Source organism: Virgibacillus chiguensis (assembly GCF_900129865.1).
Taxonomy (GTDB): Bacteria; Bacillota; Bacilli; order Bacillales; family Amphibacillaceae; genus Virgibacillus; species Virgibacillus chiguensis.
This window is the reverse complement of record NZ_FQXD01000002.1, coordinates 315602-333817: the sequence shown is the minus strand read 5'-3', so window position 1 is coordinate 333817 and position 18216 is coordinate 315602. Positions and strand designations below refer to the sequence as shown.

At 34.6% G+C, this 18216-nt stretch carries 16 protein-coding genes; 9 read left to right on the top strand and 7 right to left on the bottom strand.

All coding sequences use genetic code 11. From position 1 onward, the window contains the following. Positions 1–289: 289 nt before the first annotated feature. The 7 genes from BUB45_RS04060 (at position 290) to BUB45_RS04030 (ending at position 6203) form a co-directional block, all read left to right on the top strand. On the top strand, positions 290–832 hold the full coding sequence (locus BUB45_RS04060) for a hypothetical protein (protein WP_073005537.1): 543 nt from the start codon (positions 290–292) through the stop codon (positions 830–832). Beyond that, on the top strand, positions 829–1077 hold the full coding sequence (locus BUB45_RS20095) for a hypothetical protein (RefSeq protein WP_073005534.1): 249 nt from the start codon (positions 829–831) through the stop codon (positions 1075–1077). The genes BUB45_RS04060 and BUB45_RS20095 overlap by 4 nt, the downstream gene beginning before the upstream one ends. Before the next feature lie 80 nt (positions 1078–1157). Next, positions 1158–1988, top strand: a complete 831-nt coding sequence (locus tag BUB45_RS04050) for a hypothetical protein (protein WP_073005532.1) — start codon at positions 1158–1160, stop codon at positions 1986–1988. 321 nt (positions 1989–2309) lie between these two features. Continuing rightward, positions 2310–3134: a hypothetical protein gene (locus BUB45_RS04045; protein ID WP_073005530.1), complete on the top strand. Its 825-nt coding sequence runs from the start codon at positions 2310–2312 to the stop codon at positions 3132–3134. Positions 3135–3264: 130 nt separating this feature from the next. Continuing rightward, the gene (locus BUB45_RS04040) at positions 3265–4092 is read left to right on the top strand and encodes a hypothetical protein (protein WP_073005528.1); all 828 of its coding nucleotides are present in this window, start codon (positions 3265–3267) and stop codon (positions 4090–4092) included. A gap of 324 nt (positions 4093–4416) precedes the next feature. Beyond that, positions 4417–5241, top strand: a complete 825-nt coding sequence (locus BUB45_RS04035; RefSeq protein WP_073005526.1) for a hypothetical protein — start codon at positions 4417–4419, stop codon at positions 5239–5241. Between the two features lie 131 nt (positions 5242–5372). Further along, positions 5373–6203 (top strand): hypothetical protein, encoded by an 831-nt coding sequence (locus BUB45_RS04030; RefSeq protein ID WP_073005524.1) that lies wholly within the window; start codon positions 5373–5375, stop codon positions 6201–6203. A 55-nt stretch (positions 6204–6258) separates the two neighbouring features. Here the strand turns inward: BUB45_RS04030 and BUB45_RS04025 are convergent, their stop codons facing one another. Both BUB45_RS04025 and fmdA read right to left on the bottom strand, forming a co-directional pair. After that, the gene (locus BUB45_RS04025; RefSeq protein WP_073005522.1) at positions 6259–6525 is read right to left on the bottom strand and encodes an FmdB family zinc ribbon protein; all 267 of its coding nucleotides are present in this window, start codon (positions 6523–6525) and stop codon (positions 6259–6261) included. 13 nt (positions 6526–6538) lie between these two features. Next, on the bottom strand, positions 6539–7711 hold the full coding sequence (gene fmdA, locus BUB45_RS04020) for a formamidase (protein WP_073005519.1): 1173 nt from the start codon (positions 7709–7711) through the stop codon (positions 6539–6541). Between the two features lie 379 nt (positions 7712–8090). Here fmdA and BUB45_RS04015 point away from each other — a divergent pair, with 379 nt between their 5' ends. Then, the gene (locus BUB45_RS04015; protein WP_073005517.1) at positions 8091–9140 is read left to right on the top strand and encodes a 2,3-butanediol dehydrogenase; all 1050 of its coding nucleotides are present in this window, start codon (positions 8091–8093) and stop codon (positions 9138–9140) included. 142 nt (positions 9141–9282) lie between these two features. Here BUB45_RS04015 and BUB45_RS04010 read toward each other — a convergent pair whose 3' ends face one another. From BUB45_RS04010 to BUB45_RS03995, 4 genes are all read right to left on the bottom strand, one after another. Further along, complete coding sequence (locus BUB45_RS04010) at positions 9283–10605, bottom strand: APC family permease (RefSeq protein ID WP_073005515.1); 1323 nt, start codon at positions 10603–10605, stop codon at positions 9283–9285. Between the two features lie 12 nt (positions 10606–10617). Beyond that, positions 10618–12312, bottom strand: a complete 1695-nt coding sequence (locus tag BUB45_RS04005; RefSeq protein WP_073005513.1) for an FAD-dependent oxidoreductase — start codon at positions 12310–12312, stop codon at positions 10618–10620. Between the two features lie 294 nt (positions 12313–12606). Further along, positions 12607–13911, bottom strand: coding sequence for a YeeE/YedE family protein (locus BUB45_RS04000; RefSeq protein WP_212590742.1), 1305 nt, complete (start codon positions 13909–13911; stop codon positions 12607–12609). Between the two features lie 225 nt (positions 13912–14136). After that, entirely contained in the window at positions 14137–15360 is a 1224-nt protein-coding gene (locus BUB45_RS03995) for a dicarboxylate/amino acid:cation symporter (protein ID WP_073005511.1), read from the bottom strand. A 557-nt stretch (positions 15361–15917) separates the two neighbouring features. Here BUB45_RS03995 and BUB45_RS03990 point away from each other — a divergent pair. After that, entirely contained in the window at positions 15918–17069 is a 1152-nt protein-coding gene (locus tag BUB45_RS03990; RefSeq protein ID WP_073005509.1) for an MFS transporter, read from the top strand. Between the two features lie 246 nt (positions 17070–17315). On the opposite strand, the gene BUB45_RS03985 is transcribed toward BUB45_RS03990, so the two are convergent. Beyond that, positions 17316–18101: a DUF2268 domain-containing putative Zn-dependent protease gene (locus tag BUB45_RS03985; protein ID WP_073005507.1), complete on the bottom strand. Its 786-nt coding sequence runs from the start codon at positions 18099–18101 to the stop codon at positions 17316–17318. Positions 18102–18216: the final 115 nt, after the last annotated feature.

Below are 18216 nucleotides of genomic sequence, written 5' to 3'. Positions count from 1 at the left end.
TTAATAAACGTGGAGAATTAAACCGGGAAGAAATAGTGCTTGAGTTGAAATTGGAAATTAGACCGTTAACATTTGACAATGTGTTAACATATTCAATAAATGACTTACAACCAAGCTGGGAAGAAGTTTATAAAAATAGCTATTAATACTATTAATCGTCTAAAAGATTCTATGAAGAATATAAAAATTGACATGACATTTGGAAATAAAGAAGGAGAATACATATATGAAAATATGGAGTTAGTACTTACTCAATAGAGTTTGGCATCCTCCATGCAAAGGAGAGCGAATGAAGAAACTATTTACAGGAACATTTACACAGGTTGAAGAAGCAATTAGTGTTAATTTTGCTAAGAACACCATTAAAAATATAGAAAGATTAAACTTTTTAATGATAATTATATTCTTGGTTTTTTTTGTAGGGTTAGCGTCTTACGCTTTATTTGGAGTAAGTACTTATATTGGAACGCATATGAATGAATTGGTAGTAAGATTAGACGATAATAATGAATTTATAACCATTTTTTCAAACATTTGGTATATGCACATACAAGCTATGTTCATTCTAACCATTGTAATTGGCGTTTTATTATTTAGGAAAAAAAACAAAATAAAGGCAGCGTTTATCTATAATGTTTTTTTAAACATTTTTATATTATTTTTTCTACTTTATTTCTTTAAATTTACTCAATTGTTTGTATCTAGCTCGCCATTACGCACGATATATACCATATTGCTTATAGTTTTTTTATTATATACATTTGTCACTAGTTATAAAAATGCAATAGAAATGGTTCACGGAACAGCCAAAAAAAGGTCACGAGTGTTTTGATTACTATAGGAGGGGTATACTACTTATCAAAAGTAATCTTCCCAGAAGCAGAGGACTTAGAAACTAGATTAATTGGATCATTAGCAGAATTTCTCCCGCTATTTTCAATCTTTGGATCTCTTATTTTTTTGTATTTAAATAATGTAGCAATCAGGAATTATTACTTATTAATATATTCGGAGGAGTACAGGAAGAAATTTGGAATTGCTGAGGCAGATTGGTATGGGGAAAAGTATAAGGGTTAAATGTCATGAACACTTAAATACATATATTACCTATAATAAACCTGTCTACATCTTATTTTTTTCAAGAAAAGGGTGGGATTATGAAGCAAAACATATTTAAGGGATTGTTTTCTCAAGTGGAAGTTGCAGTAAGTGAAAGCTTTGCAAAGAATTCGATTAATACGATTAAGGAATTTAATTTATTAAAAGCATTCGCATTCATGGTTTTTTGTGTTGGATTAGGTTCATATGCTTTGTATGGGGTAAGTATCTATTTAGGAAACAACATGGATAAAACTACAATCCCGCTTGATGTAAATAATGAATTTATACCTGTTTTTTCAAGTATATGGTATATGCACATCCAGGCTCTATTAATTTCAATAGTTGTAATTATAGCTTTAGTGTATAAAGAAAAAAATAATGTAAAAGCATTTTTTTTCTATAACTTATTTTTTACGCTGTCTTTACTTTTATTTATGATTTTCGTTTTTAAAGTATCTCAATTATTTGTGAATGAATTTTGGTTACGGATGTTATATACGGTTTTATTTATATCTAGTATTGTATATATTTTTTTACGAAGCTATTATAATGCGAAGAAAATGGTATATGGCACAAAAAAGAAGAGGTCTGCTATAGTTGAATGGTTTAGCAGGAATAGAAAGAGTGTAATGAGTACGTTATTTGGCGTTTGGGGAATTTATTATTTAGCAAAAGTGATATTTCCAGAAACAGGGGATATTCAAACTAGGTTGTATGGGTCGTTAGCAGAGTTTGCTCCGCTAATATTGTGTTTGGTTTTATTTACCTTTCTATACCTTAATAGTGTTGTCATTAGAAGTTACTATTTATATAAGTATTCCGAACAGTTTAGGCAGAAGTTTGGAGTCGATAAGAAAGAGTGGTATGGGGAGAAATATCAGGGGTAAACGGATACGAGTTGTTATGAACATGTGATAAAAGGTTACATAGGTAATTGTATAAATGCAAATTTAAGCACGAAAAAAAAGCTAATGCCCCCAGTTTTATTACATCTACGAGCGCAATAGCATAAAATATGATTCGGTCAGAAAGCACGTAAATAACTGCAGGCTTTTGACGGCTGAATCATGGGGCTCTCCATATCAAGTATTAATTATTCATGCGCATGTATAGTGCACCACACATTATACATGCTGATACAGATAATTATAAATTTAAAATGAATTTAAATGTAAAATGTGAGTTTTGTGTAAGTAGGTGGAGATAGGATGAAGAGCATATTTACTGGGTCTTTTTCTCAAGTAGAAGAGACAATTAGTGAGAACTTTATGAAAGAGGCAATTAACACTATAAAAAAATTTAAAATGTATAAATTGATATTAGTATTTTTATTTTTTTCGGGTAGTTCTTATGCAGTCTATGGAGTAAGTTTTTTCTTTACTAACAATATAGATGATTTAGCAGTACCATTTGACAAAAATAATGAATTTATTTCTTTGTTTTCAAATATTTGGTATATACATATACAGGTTTTTATATTTTTTATCGCTGGATTGGTAGCTTTTTTATATAAAGAAAGAAATCATGCGAAAGGTTACTTTCTATTCAACTTTTTTTTATCTCTTGGTTGGTTACTATTTTTGCTTTTTGCTTTCAAATTCACACAATTAATGGTGAATAGCTATACATTACGTATGTTATATACGGCATTATTTCTATGTAGTATTATCTTCGTTTTTTATCAAAGCTATCAGAACGCAAAAAAAATGGTGTATGGTACGAAAAAGAAAAGATTAGCATTTGTTGAATGGCTAAGCAAAAACAGAAAAAATGTGTTAAGTATGCTATTTGGAGTTGGAGCTTTATATTATTTAACAAAAGTAATCTCTCCAGAAGTAGATGATTTAGAAACTAGAATTATGGGCTCATTAATTGAATTTGCGCCTTTAGCCGTCTGTTTATTATTTTTCACGTTTATATATTTAAATAGTAAACTAATAAGATCGTATTATTTATATAAGTGTTCCGAGGAGTTCAGGAAGAAATTTGGAATTGCTGAGACAGATTGGTATGGGGGGAAATATAAGGGTTAAATGTCATGAACACTAAAAGTGAGAATGGCAATAAACTTTTGCAATACATGTATTTTTCTAATAAACCTGTTTGCACCTTATTTTTCTTTAATCGGAAGTTTTCCTAGGTGGTTATGAAAAGGGTGAAAGGATGAAAAGCGTATTTAATGGATCATTTTCTCAAGTAGAAGAAACTGTTAGTGAGAGTTTTGCAAAGAATTCAATTAATACGATTAAGGGATTTAATTTATTAAAGGCATTCATATTCATGATTTTTTGTATTGGTTTAGCTTCATATGCTTTGTATGGGGCAAGTATCTATATAAGTAATATTATGAATCAAGCTACAATACCATTAGATCAAAATAATGAATTTATCACTATATTTGATAATATCTGGTATATGCACATTCAGTCTATTTTAATACTAACAGTAGTGATTGGTACATTAGTATATAGAAAGAAAGATAATATTAAAAGTTTTTTTGTATACAATACATTTTTGACTATATTTCTACTTTTATTTATGATTTTCTTTTTTAAAGTAATGCAATTGCTAGTATATAGTTCATCATTACGTTTGATCTATACAGGGTTATTTATGATTAGTTATCTATATATCTTTGTGAAAAGTTACCAAAAAGCAAAAAAAATGGTGTATGGTACAAAGAAGAAAAGATCATCATTAATTGAGTGGTTTAGCAGAAATAGAAAAAATATTACTAGTTTTTTAATCGGTGTTGGGGGCTTGTATTACCTATCAAAAGTTATTTTTATGGAGGCAAATGACTTAGAAACAAGAATTATTGGATCATTGATTGATTTTCTGCCTTTAATTGTATGTTTCGCATCTTTTTCATTCTTATATTTTAACAGTGTTGCAATAAGAAGTTATTATTTATATAAGTATTCTGAACAGTTTAGGCAGAAGTTTGGAGTCGATAAGAAAGATTGGTATGGGGAGAAATATCAGGGGTAAACGGATACGAGTTGTTATGAACATGTGATAAAAGGTTACATAGGTAACTGTATAAATGCAAATTTAAGCACGAAAAAAAGCTAATGCCCCCAGTTTTATTACATCTACGAGCGTAATAGCATAAAATATGATTCGGTCAGAAAGCACGTAAATAACTGCAGGCTTTTGACGGCTGAATCATGGGGCTCTCCATATCAAGTATTAATTATTCATGCGCATGTGTATAGTGCCCCACACATTATACATGCTGATACAGATAATTATAAATTTAAAATGAATTTAAATGTAAAATGTGAGTTTTGTGTAAGTAGGTGGAGAGGTAGGATGAAGAGCATATTTACTGGGTCTTTTTCTCAAGTGGAAGAGACAATTAGCGATAATTTTATGAAAGCTTCAATTAAAACTGTAAACGATTTTAAATTTTATAAATTATTCATATTAATTCTATTTTTTTCGGGTGCTTCTTATGTTTTTTATGGAGTAAGCTTTTACTTAACTAACAATATAGATGATTTTGCAATACCGCTGGATAGTAATAATGAATTTATTCCTGTCTTTTCTAGTATATGGTATATACATATACAGTCTTTTCTATTTTTTATAGCTGGGTTGGCAGCTTTTATATATAAAAAAAGAAATCATGTGAAAGGTTTTTTTCTATTAAACATTTTTTTATCGCTTGGTTGGTTACTATTTTTACTTTTCACTTTTAAACTTACACAATTAATGGTAAATAGTTATATATTACGTATATTATATACGGTATTACTTATATGTAGTTTTATTTTTGTTTTTTATCAAAGCTATCAAAATGCGAAGAAAATGGTGTATGGTACGAAAAAGAAAAGGTTAGCATTTGTTGAATGGCTAAGCACAAATAGGAAAAATGTTACAAGTGTATTATTTGGAGTTGGAGCTTTATTTTTATTAACGAAAGTTATCTCTCCAGAAGTAGCTGATTTAGAAACTAGAATAATGGGCTCATTAATTGATTTTGCCCCTTTATTCGTATGTTTAATAATTTCTACGTTTTTATATTTAAATAGTGTAGTTATAAGAGCATATTATTTATACAAGTACTCGGAGAAATTCAGGAAGAAATTTGGAATTATTGAGGCAGATTGGTATGGGGAAAAATATAAGGGTTAAATGTCATGAACACTAAAAATGAATATGGTAATAAACTTTTGCAATACATGTATTTTTCTAATAAACCTATTTACATATTATTTTTCCTTAATTGCAAGTTTTCATAAGGTAATTATGAAAAGGGTGGGATTATGAAGCAAAACATATTTAAGGGATCATTTTCTCAAGTGGAAGGTGCAGTAAGTGAGAGCTTTGCAAAGAATTCGATTAATATGGTTAAACGATTTAAAACTATAAAGGCAATTGCCTTTATTGTGTTTTTTATTGGTTTAGGCTCCTATGCTTACTATGGTCTAAGTGTTTTTATGATTAATAATATGGATAGAGGTACAATTCCATTGGATGTAAATAATGAATTCATTCCTGTTTTTTCAAGTATATGGTACATGCACATACAGGCTATGTTAGTTTTAGTAGCTGCTTTAGCAGCATACATTTATAGAGAAAAAAATAATATTAAAGGTGTTTTTATATATAATGTATTTTTAACTATAGCTATGTTGTTATTTTTTACTTTTTCATTTAAGTTAGCGCAATTAATTGTGAATAATTTTTACTTAAGAATGACTTATACCATCTTATTTGTAATTAGCTATCTATATGTTTTTTTTCGAAGCTATCAAAACGCAAAAGAGATGGTATATGGTACCAAAAAGAAAAGATCAGAATTTGTGGAATGGTTTAGCCAAAATAGAAAAAATGTTACAAGTATACTATTTGGAGTTGGAGGTTTATATTATTTAACGAAAGTTATTTTCTCTGAGGCAAATGATTTAGAAACAAAAATTATGGGCTCATTAATTGATTTTGCACCTTTAGCTGTATGTTTAGCATCCCTATTATTTTTATATTTTAACAGTGTCGCAATAAGAAGTTACTATTTATACAAGTACATGGATAAATTTAGGCAGAAATTTGGAGTTGCTGAGGCAGAATGGTATGGGCAGAAATACAAGCCGTAAATTGGTAGTAAGAAAAAGGGCTGCATATTCCAGCCCCCGCGTATTCAAAATGGATTCAAACCTGCCAAGGTCGCTTTGTTTTCGTTTTTGATCCAATAGGTGTTGAGGGCAAATGTTGTTTTTTGATTAATTGTGGTTTCATTCCGCGTTCAATTTGTTTCTTTACGGTTTGGTCCATTTGAAAGATAATGGGTGGTTTAAATACCCGCTTGGAAGCAGCATGACAAGTTGGGCAGGTCGTTATTTGTTTATTACCTTTTATACTTTGATGCCACTCTGAAAATTCACCACATAATTGGCAGTTAAAAGTATAAGTGACCATGAGTCCACCTCCGTTACAATGGTAAGATATTCTTCGTAAATATTTCTTTTGGTATGCCAACTGTTGCGCAAGTATTAGGTATGTCAACAACTCCTGCTAAATGCCCTTGTACTGGTGCAGCAGATAAAAGCATATAGGCTTGTTCTCCAGTGTATCCTTGCGCCTTTAGAAAATCAATGGCATTTAAACATGCGTTGCGGTAGGCGACATTGGCATCTAAATAAGTTTGTTTTCCGTTTGGCTCAACGGATACGCCTTGGAAGACAATATATTCGTTATAATGTGGGTTTACTGGACCTGGTTGATAGACAGGGTTTGTTTTTATTTGATATTTCGCCATACCACCTTTGATAACATCCACACGTAATTCAATCCACCCAGACATTTCTATTCCACCACAAAAGGTGATTTCCCCATCACCTTGTGAGAAATGGAGGTCTCCTACAGATAATTTCGCCCCTTCAACAAATACTGGAAAATATACACGAGAACCTTTAGACAGGTCTTTTATATCGCAATTGCCACCATTCTCGCGAGGAGGAACAGTTCTAGCCCCTTCCTTGGCTATTCGGTCGAAGTTAGAACCAGTTACATTACCCAAAACAACGCTTTCTTCTGTTGGTGGATTAGCAAGTGGAGGGACTCGTTCTGGATTAGAAGCAATTAATTCTTTTTCCCGTCTATTCCATTCGTTTAAAAGTTCTTGAGAGGGAGCTACACCCATGAGCCCAGGATGAATTAATCCTGCAAATTTGACATTAGGTATATGTCTTGAAGTAGTGTAAATACCGTGAAAGTCCCAAATAGATTTTGCGGCTTCTGGATAATAATCGGTTAAGAAGCTCCCGCCATTGTCTTTTGCAAAAATGCCGTTAAAGCCCCATGGCTGCTCTCCGAAAGTGCCAATATCAAGAATGTCAACGACCAGCAAGTCACCGGGCTCCACACCATTTACATATACTGGTCCACTTAGTACATGTACACGCTCTAAATTAACTTTACGAATATCAGAGGGGTCATCATTATTTTTAATTTGACCATCTGTCCATTCTAAACACTCCATACGAAAGGATTCCCCTGGATCTACTGCAAATGCAGCAGGTATATCAGGGTGCCAACGATTATGTCCAGGTATGTCTTGTTTATCCATTGACTTATTCAAATCAACCTTGAATAACGTTTCCATAAACCCAACTCCTCATCTAATTGTTATGGTGAAACAAGCAGTTTCTGAAAAAATGATGAAAAATTCAAAAATATTAACCAAAGTATAACGGAACATAGTATGAAGTTCAAGAAGTAATTTTGAAAGGAGTTTTTGGAGGTTAAAAGGTGCGTTATCAAGTTCACAGCTAAACAAGCTGCTGACATCAAAAGCTTAAAGATGTAGAACAATTTCGATATGTGATGGTATTTTAGTGATCCTAAAGTCCTTGACAAATTGATCGAATAAACAAAATGTCATAGAAAATTGCTAAATATATACAAAAATGGCTTGACTCTAATGCTATGCTTATATAGAGTGAATAATGCTTTTATAAAACTATTCCACGGGAGTGAAGGCAATGAAAGCAGCAATTTGGTATGCAAAGAAGGATATTCGTGTTGAAGAAGTTGATGAACCAACAGTTCATGCGGGGGATGTGAAAATTAGGGTAGCTTGGGCTGGTATTTGTGGAAGTGATCTCCATGAATATGTTGCTGGGCCCATTACGATTCCAGCAGATACTCCTCATCCATTAACGAAAAGAACGGCACCAGTTATTATGGGACATGAATTTGCTGGAGAGGTAGTAGAAGTTGGAAAAGATGTTACGCAAGTATCGGTAGGTGATCGAGTCACGGTGGAGCCAATGATTACTTGTGGGAAATGTAAAGCTTGCCGCCAAGGTCGTTATAACCTTTGTGAAGTTATTGCAGCTTTTGGTATGTCTGGTGTTGGTGGAGGTTTTTCTGAATATACCGTTGTTTCGGAGAACATGATCCATAAAATTCCTGAACATATGAGCTATGAGTTAGCTGCTTTGGTTGAACCTACAGCAGTTGCCATGCATGCAGTAAAACTTAGTCACTTAAAAGTAGGTGATACAGTGGCTGTTTTTGGAGCAGGTCCAATAGGGTTATTAACGATACAAGCAAGCTTTCTAGCTGGAGCAAAAAAGGTATTTGCGATTGAATTATCAGAAGAGCGAAGAAAAGTTGCTACTAAGCTAGGGGCAGTGGCTATTCATCCAGCAGAGACAAATGTTGCCGAAGACATTATGAAGCAAACCAATGGAGAAGGCGCAGATGTTAGCTTTGAGGCTACAGGCGTTCCGATAGTATTAGAACAAGCTGTCAACAGCACGAAAATGGGCGGAGAAATTGTTATTGAAAGTTTATGGGAATCCAAACCGAAATTGGATGCTAATAGCTTTGTTTTTAAAGAACTCCATTTAGTCGGATCGATCGGTTATCGCAATATTTTCCCGACAGTGATTGAGTTAATAGCTGATGGTAAGCTTGATGTAAGCGATTTAATAACGAAAAAAATTACATTAGATAACATCGTGGAGGAAGGGTTTGAATCACTTCTTCAAGAAAAAGCGCAAGTGAAAATATTGATCGAACCTTAGGAAAACTTTAAAATCATATTTTAGCGCAGTTTTAAACAACTGCTTAAACATAGCAACTTCGCCTTATGAGTATACAGAAAGAAATCCCCAAAACGGGATAGCTAATAAATATAAACAACACCAGCTATTTATCTGGTGTTGTTTATGCATGTTTTTTTGTATAGCTACGATAATAAAAGAATCCAATGATCCCCCATAATCCCATAAAAAGGAGAGAAGGTGTACTTAGTTTCCCAGGTGATTGTGGGAGAATTAAAAGTAGAATAAAACTAATACTTATCATAATTCCTATGAACGTTAGCCATTGATCCCATTTTGTTGTCGCATACTTATAACTAATCAAGCATACGTAGAAATACGCAATAGCAGCTAAAAATGATGACATATCGACAATGTAAATAATCACTTCTCTGCCAAACCAAGGAGCAAGCAGACTGATTGCAGTGATAAATAGAACACTATTTACTGGTACGGCGTTACGGGTCAGTTTCTTATATTTAGGGTGACATAGCTTATAAACAGATAACGAAGCTAGTAATCGACTGCTACTAATCATGAATCCATTAATTCCTCCAGATACAGCAGTCATTAGGGCAATAATCAATAACAGAAATCCGATGCTTCCAACATGGGTTAAAACTGCTTCGCCTAGGGCCCAATCTAATTGTTTTGCTTGATCAGGAGAAAAAGCAAGGGCAGTTACAATTGTTAATATACTGTACGCAACTACTCCAGAAAAAACGGAAATAATGGCTATCCATGTCGCTTTTTCAGGTTTGAATTTTAACTGAGTTGCTACTTGAGGAATAATATCAAATCCCACAAATAGAAACGGAATGATGGCAACGACTTTGGCTATTTCTGACAGGTTCAACGTATAGTTTTTTATATAATTCGTGGAAATAGTAGCTGAACCAGTATCAAATAGCATGGCAATAAAAACAATGGCAATATTAATGATTAAAAATAATACCATTACGTTTTGAACATTGGAGCTTTTTCGTAAACCTCTGATATTTAGGATGGCAAATAATATAAGCACCATGCTTGCTATGAGTACTTCCGATAAATATACAGGGTACCCAGCAATATCGTAAAGATAGAACCATTCTACGTTCGTTCCAAATAATATTTTAACAATTAAAACAAAAGCTGTGGCATTCAAAGGGACGATGCTTAAATAACAAAGGATTAAAGACCAGCCAACAATAAAGCCATGCATTTTCCCTAGGTTTTTAAACGTATAAGAAAAGCCGCCTCCATCTTCAGCGTGTTGCTGCATCATAATATGATAACCCTTTTGAATGAAAATAATGGCAAATCCGCCTAACAGTAAACCAATCGTTGTATTAATAACGCCAGACTCTGGAAGAAATTTAATGCCGGGAAGCGTAAATGCTCCCCAGCCGATAATGGAACCTAATACTAAGCTTAATATATCAAAGCGATTTAATGTCGTTTTCATAACGTTTTATCGTTACTTAAAGTTATACGCAGTGACGATTTTTTCTCTTCCAGTTACTTGATCATTATAATACTCATATAAACAAATTCCTAGAAAAGATCCTGATATATTATACACATTGGTATAGCCCAAGTGCTGTAATGCCATCACTGCATTATAGCTACGCTGTGCAGAACGACAGTGCACGTATACAGGCTCGTTTTGTGGGATTTCATCTAGTCGATCTCTAAATTCGCTTAAAGGTATGTTCACTGCATTTTTCAAATGACCGCGTTCGTATTCATGTTTTTCTCTAGCGTCCATAATAAAAGCGTTACTTTCTACTAATTCACGTACGTTTGTTACCGGAACTTGCTTGAATTCGCCGTTTAAACGATTGAGCGCAACTAATGCTGCAAAGTTAACGACATCTTTCGCTGTTCCGAACATTGGAGAATAACAAAGCTCCAGCTCTTTTAAATCTTCTAATGTTCCACCCATCGTAATCATCGTCGCAATGACGTCGACGCGTTTATCAACGTTGCCTTTGCCAATGGCTTGAGCACCAAGTATTTTTCCTGTTGGATATTCATAAATTAATTTAAAATGAATCGGATGACTTTCCGGCATTAAGCCAACTTTATCATTTGGAATAATATAAACAAAATCATAAGAAATACCCGCATTTTTAGCTTCTTTTTCATTTAATCCAGTAGCCGCAGCATTTAAATCGAACACATGGATACAAGAAGAACCAATAACTCCCGTGTTGCGATGTGGAATTCGGTTCATATGGTCAGCAGCAGCTCGAGCTTGACGTTGCGCAGGTCCTGCTAGAGCTAGTCTAGTAGGCTTGTGGGTCTGTTTATGATACACCTCAATGGCATCTCCAACTGCATATATATCAGAATCGTTTGTGACGTAATTATGATCCACTTTAATGCCGCCAGTTTGTCCGATTTCAAGACCAGCTTGCTCTGCTAAAGTAGTTTCTGGCTTTACACCAATAGCAAGCACGACAGCGTCTGCTGCTAGTTTTTTACCAGATTGCAGTTCAATTTCATTTGTTTCTATTTTTGCTAAGCCATCACCTACAACTAAGTTCACACCTTGATCGATCATTTCTTTATGCAAGATTTGCGCCATATCGTAATCGAAAGGAGCCATAACTTGATTACTAAATTCAATTAACGATACGTCCAATCCAGCTAAGCGAAGATTTTCTGCAACTTCAATACCAATAAATCCACCACCAATGACAGCTACTTGCTTTACGGTATCTTGTTTGACATATGCATCTAATTTAGCAATATCAACTACGTTTCGTACGGTAAACACATGGTCCATTTCTGTTCCAGGTATAGACGGAACAATAGGGTTTGCTCCAGGAGAGAGGACGAGTTTATCATAACTTTCATCGTAACTTTCCCCAGTTAGCACATTTTTCACTGTAATCGTTTTATTCCTACGATTAATAGAAATCACGTCACTATTTACACGTGCCTCGATATTGTATTGTTTTTTGAATTGGGCTGGGTTCATTAGGACTAGATCATCGCTATTTTCAACAATGCCACTTAAGTGAAATGGCAATGCACAGTTTGAAAAGGACACATGAGGGCCTCGCTCAAACATAATCACTTCAGCGTGTTCGTCTAATCTTCTAGCTCTTGCTGCAGCTGAAGCGCCACCGGCAACACCGCCGATAACAACAATTTTTTTATTCATCTTCATTCTCCTTTTTACACATAGTACAATGCATCACATCATTCAAATACTACTTTCATTTGTGAATCAGATAACATTTAAGTTTAAAGCAATCATACCAAAAAAATCACTTTTTGTACATATACCCGTATCGGTAATTTCTCTGTCGTTAAAAAAATTTAAATTTTGCTCACAAATACTAATTTTTTAGTACTACATGAAGTATAGATCTTTGTATTTATTGTTTTAAGCTTTTAATATAAAAGCTTGGGCGATAGCCAAGCAAAAACATAGGCTCCTTCAAAAAATGGATGATTAAAATAAACGTTTAGCTAGCATATTACCGATAATACCGCCTAATGCTAAAAAGATAAAGAATATCCAACCTGATAGGGAGAAGTTTGCAATTGGAGTAAATAACGCTCCGACATTACATCCATTGGCAAGTCTTGTGCCAAGTCCCATAGTAATCCCACCTAAAGCAAATAGAGCTGCTTCTCTCTTTTGAATATGAGCACCTTGTAAAAACATTGTTTTCATTTTCCCAGCTGTTAATAAATAGATCACCGTTCCTACTAAGATACCAAAGTTTTGGACAGATATTGGATGCTCGAAGAAAGGCAATACAAACGGTTCAGCTGACATTTTAGTAAAGGAAGCAACGGATTCTGGCGAAACTCCTAAGAACATTACTATTTTTCCAAACCAAATACCAAACGGAGTAGAAGCTCCCCAGCCAGCTTTTGTAACGCCCATTAGTAATACGAATAATACACTAATTACAATTGCTCCTTGTTTCAGAGACCATGGTTTAATAAAAACACGGTTGTAAGTTGCTTGGCTGAATAGTTTATAATCTTTACTATCAAATGTATCCGGTTGCTCTTGTAATTTTTCTGTTTCATGTTCCATATATCGATTTTGTTGCTTTCTTTTTCTTTCATAACGATAGGCAAAATAGACGGTTATTCCACAGAAGAGTGCAGTAAGTAAAATTGCTCCAACATATCCGTTTAGACCATCCCATTTAAAAAGATCCGGTAAGAATACGCCGCCTTGTAGTTGGCTCCCTATAGAGGTAGAAAACCATGAATCAGAAACCCAACTAGCCGTATGCTGAATTGGAAATCCAATAAAAATGCCAATACCAAAAAATAAAAGGGTGATTAGTGCTCTAGGAAAACCTGTCGCTAAATCGGTTAACACACCTGATGCACAGCATGAAGAGAAGGCCATGCCAAATCCGAACAACAATCCACCTGCAATTAAACCAACATTAATTGGGTTAATCCATAAATCGTAGTTTGTAGGGTTAGAATACAATAAAAATGTAGTCGTTGCTAACGTAGTAACAAAAAACATTAATGCCATCGCTCGAAGCAATTTTGTTGAACCAGTGGCATAAGCGCGATTAATGCTTCCAGCAAAACCGGTATAAGCACGTGTTAACGTATACCCAAGCCCCACCCCAATGAGTAGTCTAAAAAATAACATATCTGTCTTTAGAAGTACGCTGCCTAAAATAAAAACGGATATAATAGCAACAATTCCTAATACGTACTCTAATTTTAGCAACTGATTACTTTGGATCGATTGCTGTTTTTTTATTTCTGCTTCCATAAGTAAAACCCCTTCCTTTTAAATGTGAATTATTTCACATTATTATTATATAGATAGGGGGGTAATTTTTCAAGACAATAACCCTTACATTCAATAATTGTTCATATGTTACCAAGCAATTCCTATAGGATTGTGCGTGAAAGAAAAACAGCATGCTATATAAGCATACTGTTCTCGATTGTTCATACATAAAGACAGAAAATGCTCAAATATACGTAACATCCTTTATGCAGCTCGTTTTCGTTCTGATTTATCAACAACTGTCGCCCCAACGATATCTCCAATGACATTTGAAGCAGTACCAGCCATTCCAATTAACGCATCTACTCCGGCAATTAAAGCGACGATTTCAAGTGGTAAGCCGAACATGCTTAGTACAGCTGATAAGGTTACTAAGCCTGCCGCAGGTACGCCTGCTGTCCCTATGGAGAGTAGAGTGCCGATCATAACAATGACTAGAAAATCTGTTGGTGAGAGGCTTAAATTAGTAATATTTGCTGCAAATACCAATGAAACACCCATTCTTAACGCCCCACCATCGGAATTGAAAACAGCACCAAGTGGAAGTGCAAAGTTCGCTGTTGTTTCCGAAATGCCTGCTTTTTTAGCTGAATTTATGGCAATAGGGAGGGAGGCAATACTACTAGATGTAAAGAATGCAGTGGTATAGGCTTCTTTCGTTTGCTTAAAGAAAGAAATGACAGGAACTTTGGCCAATTTTAAAAAGCCTGTATATACGAATACCCATAATAGTAAAATGCCTAAATAAAAAACCGCCGTAAATTTTAATAACGATTGGAAAGTGTCCCAACCTTGGCTTCCAAATGCAGTTGCACTAATAGCAAAAATTCCAATTGGGGCGTATAACAAGACTCCTTGCAAAATCTTGTAAAACATTTCATTGAGCGCGGTGAAAAAAGTATTTAATAAGTCACCGTATTCTTTCATTTTTTTGTCATTCCCATAGCGCATGGTAGAAATAGCAATGCCCATAATGACAGCAATAAATAAGATAGCCATGAGATCTCCAGATGTAAATGCAGTGAAAATATTTTTAGGCACAATTTGTAACAGTATATCTGAAAAGCTTGGTGTTTCAGGTTCTTCCACTTGCGTGTCTGGAAGCGTTAAGCTTGTACCTGGGTTGATCCATAAAGCTAATGCGAGGCCTATTAACACAGCGGCTGCAGTCGTAGCCATGTAGTATAACATTAATTTGCCACCCATACGACCGAGTTGATGAATTTTCATTTTATTTACTGCGAGCACCACTGTCAGGAAGATAACAGGAATAGCGACTAAACTTAGTAAGTGAATGAGCAACGTACCTAATGGTTCGAGAATATCTGTCTGATCTTGAAATATTAATCCGATAATGATTCCAGCAATGAAAGCTATAGTCATTTTAATGACAAATGAAGTCTGTTTATATTTTTTCCAGATATGCATAGTTAATAATCGCCTTCTTTATTTTAGATTTTTCCTAATAAACATGTGCAAGGCTCACCGCATGATCATAGATCATATCCTTGTGGAATGAAAGAAACCCGCCACTAAAAAGTTTGTACTTTCTATCGTACCAAAAAACAGCAGAGGTGACACCTTACAGAACTTCAAAACTTAAGTTAAACCCTGAAAATATTTTAAAAAATGCCCAATGGACGTATCTAGCTGTGCTGTTTATCTTAGTAAATATAAGAAAAGTTACAATGCACCATTGATTTTTATGTGCTCGCTTAGCACTTCTTGCTTGTAAGAAGCAATAAAAAAACTTGGCTTATCCATCAAGCTTTATGGTAAAAAACGCGCTTGGTTTGCTTGTACAATATTTTAAAGTTATACTCCCCTATAGCGTAAAAAAGGAATAAGTCAATATATATAATACCAATAAACATATCATTTGAAACATATTTTGAAAAAACTGTGACGAATAAACATTTTTCTACGTTTGCCATCGCTTTTCCTATGAATTTAGGTATAATAGGTTGGAAAGTGAGGAGAGATATGTGAAAAAGCTTTTATATTTTATTATTGTTGTTTCATTTATTGATACGTTTATTCAATTGCCCATCATAACTCCATATGCCAAGAGTCTAGGGGCTTCAAATATATTAACAGGTGCAATTGTAGCTGTCTATTCATTAACAAATATGTTCGGAAACATAGTAGGTGGACACTGGATTGACAAGTATGGCCGAAAGCGCATGCTGTTTATTGGTATGATCTCCGTGACGGTTATTTTATTGTTATACCCTCTTGCTGCTACAGGGATGCAGTTATTTATTATTCGATTATTACATGGACTTGCTGGTGGTTTTTTAATTCCTTCTGCTTTTGCGTATGTAGGTGACCAGACGAGGGTTGGTTCTAGAGGAAAAGCCATGGCTTTTACAGGTGCAGCGATTGGAATTGCAGCCATTGTAGGACCAGCTGTTGGTGGTGCTTTAGCTGCTCGCGGGCAGATAGAGTATGTGTTTCTATTCGTAGCAGGGTTGTTTTTCATGACGTCTTTTCTAGTCCTTCGCTATTTAGAAGAATCATTTATTTCCAGAGATAGATCCAAAGTCCATGTCAAGCATTTCATTCCATTATTAAAAAACCCTTTATTATTGCAAGCCTCCCTAGCAGCGTTTGCGTTAATGATTAGTAATGGAACATTAGCGTTTGCATTACCTTTAAAGGTGGAAGCGATTGGATTGGATACGAGTGCAACTGGAGCATTGTTGAGCACGTTCGGAATTATGGCAATAATAGTATTCTTAACTCCTATTAATCGAATTTATGATCGAGCGCAACCATTGACTTTAGTGGGGGCGGGTATATTATTAATAGGAAGTTCGATGCTGTTTTTAAGCTATATTACAGAATTTTGGTTAGGAATTTTAACTATGATTGTGTATGGGATCGGGTTTGCACTTGTTTTTCCTTCCATGAACCGTATGGTAGCAGAAAGTTCTACTCAAACAGACCGCGGAAAAGCATATGGCATATTTTATGCGTTTTTTTCATTAGGAGTTGTCGCTGGCTCTTCTATTTCCGGAGCAATTGCCGAGTGGTGGGGGATACCGTTTGTTTTTACTGCAATGGTGATGCTTGTCGTTTGCGCCATTCTTTTTATTATTGATCGTATTAAAAAAAGTAAAAGACATGAATGTTAGTAGACTAATAGGATAAAATATCCGCGGAAATAATAGTTATTTTCCGCGGATATTTTTCATGCGATAGATGAGTATAGAATCTTTAACGGTCTATCATATAAGAAAATGAGCCTAGCCATACACTTGTAATAAACATTCGATAGTGATAAAAGAAAGGTCATCCTTAGAGGCGACCAAGAATTTCTCTTTTATGCTACTGTACGGCTAGAGTGATTCGTAGTTTGCTAAAACATACGTAAGTTTCTGCTAGTCAAGTATATCTGTTTCAGCAATTTGCTCACTTTCAATCGTAAACAACTCTTTTAAAGACAATTCATGTTTGTTCGCATAGGTACGAACAAGGCATTCTCCAACACAATATCCTAGCATTTTTGGGTATAAATGTGATCCATACAGTAAGTGGTAGTATGTTTTTGATTCTGGCTCTAGTTCTTTTTTGGGTGCAATGTATTTGTTCCAAAATCGATGTAATACATCATCGCTATATTTTCCAATATAACTAGCTGTATGCTCTGCACCAAGCCGTTTGTAAACAGCGTATTCTGCCATTCCTTCTAAAATAATCGTATCTAATAACGTATACTTACTTTCTGGTTTATTATATTTTGTCAACCGGCAAACATGGTTGTACTCATGTGTTAAGAGCGCTCGAATCTCCATTTTAGTATTCCACTCGGATAGAAATAAGAAAATTTTATCGTTAAAGCTCAGCCCGGCTTTTCCATTAAATTCTTTTCGTAACTTATGATTGGCAGTATCAGATGGAAGAATAAAAATAGGAATGTTAGCTCCTTCCCAATCATATTGCAACTGTTGATAATCTTTTGCAACTATTTTCCATGTATTTGCCCCCTGCATCTTCTGTATTTGTTTTTTGGTTACTGCTGAACGACTCATGCCGAACATTGTCAGATGATGGAGAACGTCTTCTGCTTCCGCATTAGGAAAATATTTTTTTAATCGTTTGGCAATTTGGAGTGGTTGGTTATCGTCATGCAGCAGCCATTTATCCGTACGAATAACCCCCGCCATTTTTTCTGCACCTCCTTTGGAAAAAGTCACTTTGATAGCATATGCATGTCGGAAGAAATAGGGACTTGTATCGAATGTAATGAGGGGCGCATATATTAAATGCGTGGAGGTGAAG

What these genes read in the sequence shown, in the direction of transcription:
- BUB45_RS04040 (WP_073005528.1), top strand. Translation starts at nt 3,265, where the DNA reads ATGAAAAGCGTATTTAATGGATCATTTTCTCAAGTAGAAGAAACTGTT.
- BUB45_RS04050 (WP_073005532.1), top strand. Translation starts at nt 1,158, where the DNA reads ATGAAGCAAAACATATTTAAGGGATTGTTTTCTCAAGTGGAAGTTGCA.
- BUB45_RS04005 (WP_073005513.1), bottom strand. Translation starts at nt 12,312, where the DNA reads ATGAATAAAAAAATTGTTGTTATCGGCGGTGTTGCCGGTGGCGCTTCA.
- BUB45_RS04045 (WP_073005530.1), top strand. Translation starts at nt 2,310, where the DNA reads ATGAAGAGCATATTTACTGGGTCTTTTTCTCAAGTAGAAGAGACAATT.
- BUB45_RS04010 (WP_073005515.1), bottom strand. Translation starts at nt 10,605, where the DNA reads ATGAAAACGACATTAAATCGCTTTGATATATTAAGCTTAGTATTAGGT.
- BUB45_RS04060 (WP_073005537.1), top strand. Translation starts at nt 290, where the DNA reads ATGAAGAAACTATTTACAGGAACATTTACACAGGTTGAAGAAGCAATT.
- BUB45_RS04030 (WP_073005524.1), top strand. Translation starts at nt 5,373, where the DNA reads ATGAAGCAAAACATATTTAAGGGATCATTTTCTCAAGTGGAAGGTGCA.
- BUB45_RS04000 (WP_212590742.1), bottom strand. Translation starts at nt 13,911, where the DNA reads ATGGAAGCAGAAATAAAAAAACAGCAATCGATCCAAAGTAATCAGTTG.
- BUB45_RS04035 (WP_073005526.1), top strand. Translation starts at nt 4,417, where the DNA reads ATGAAGAGCATATTTACTGGGTCTTTTTCTCAAGTGGAAGAGACAATT.
- BUB45_RS04015 (WP_073005517.1), top strand. Translation starts at nt 8,091, where the DNA reads ATGAAAGCAGCAATTTGGTATGCAAAGAAGGATATTCGTGTTGAAGAA.
- fmdA (WP_073005519.1), bottom strand. Translation starts at nt 7,711, where the DNA reads ATGGAAACGTTATTCAAGGTTGATTTGAATAAGTCAATGGATAAACAA.
- BUB45_RS03995 (WP_073005511.1), bottom strand. Translation starts at nt 15,360, where the DNA reads ATGCATATCTGGAAAAAATATAAACAGACTTCATTTGTCATTAAAATG.
- BUB45_RS03985 (WP_073005507.1), bottom strand. Translation starts at nt 18,101, where the DNA reads ATGGCGGGGGTTATTCGTACGGATAAATGGCTGCTGCATGACGATAAC.
- BUB45_RS04025 (WP_073005522.1), bottom strand. Translation starts at nt 6,525, where the DNA reads ATGGTCACTTATACTTTTAACTGCCAATTATGTGGTGAATTTTCAGAG.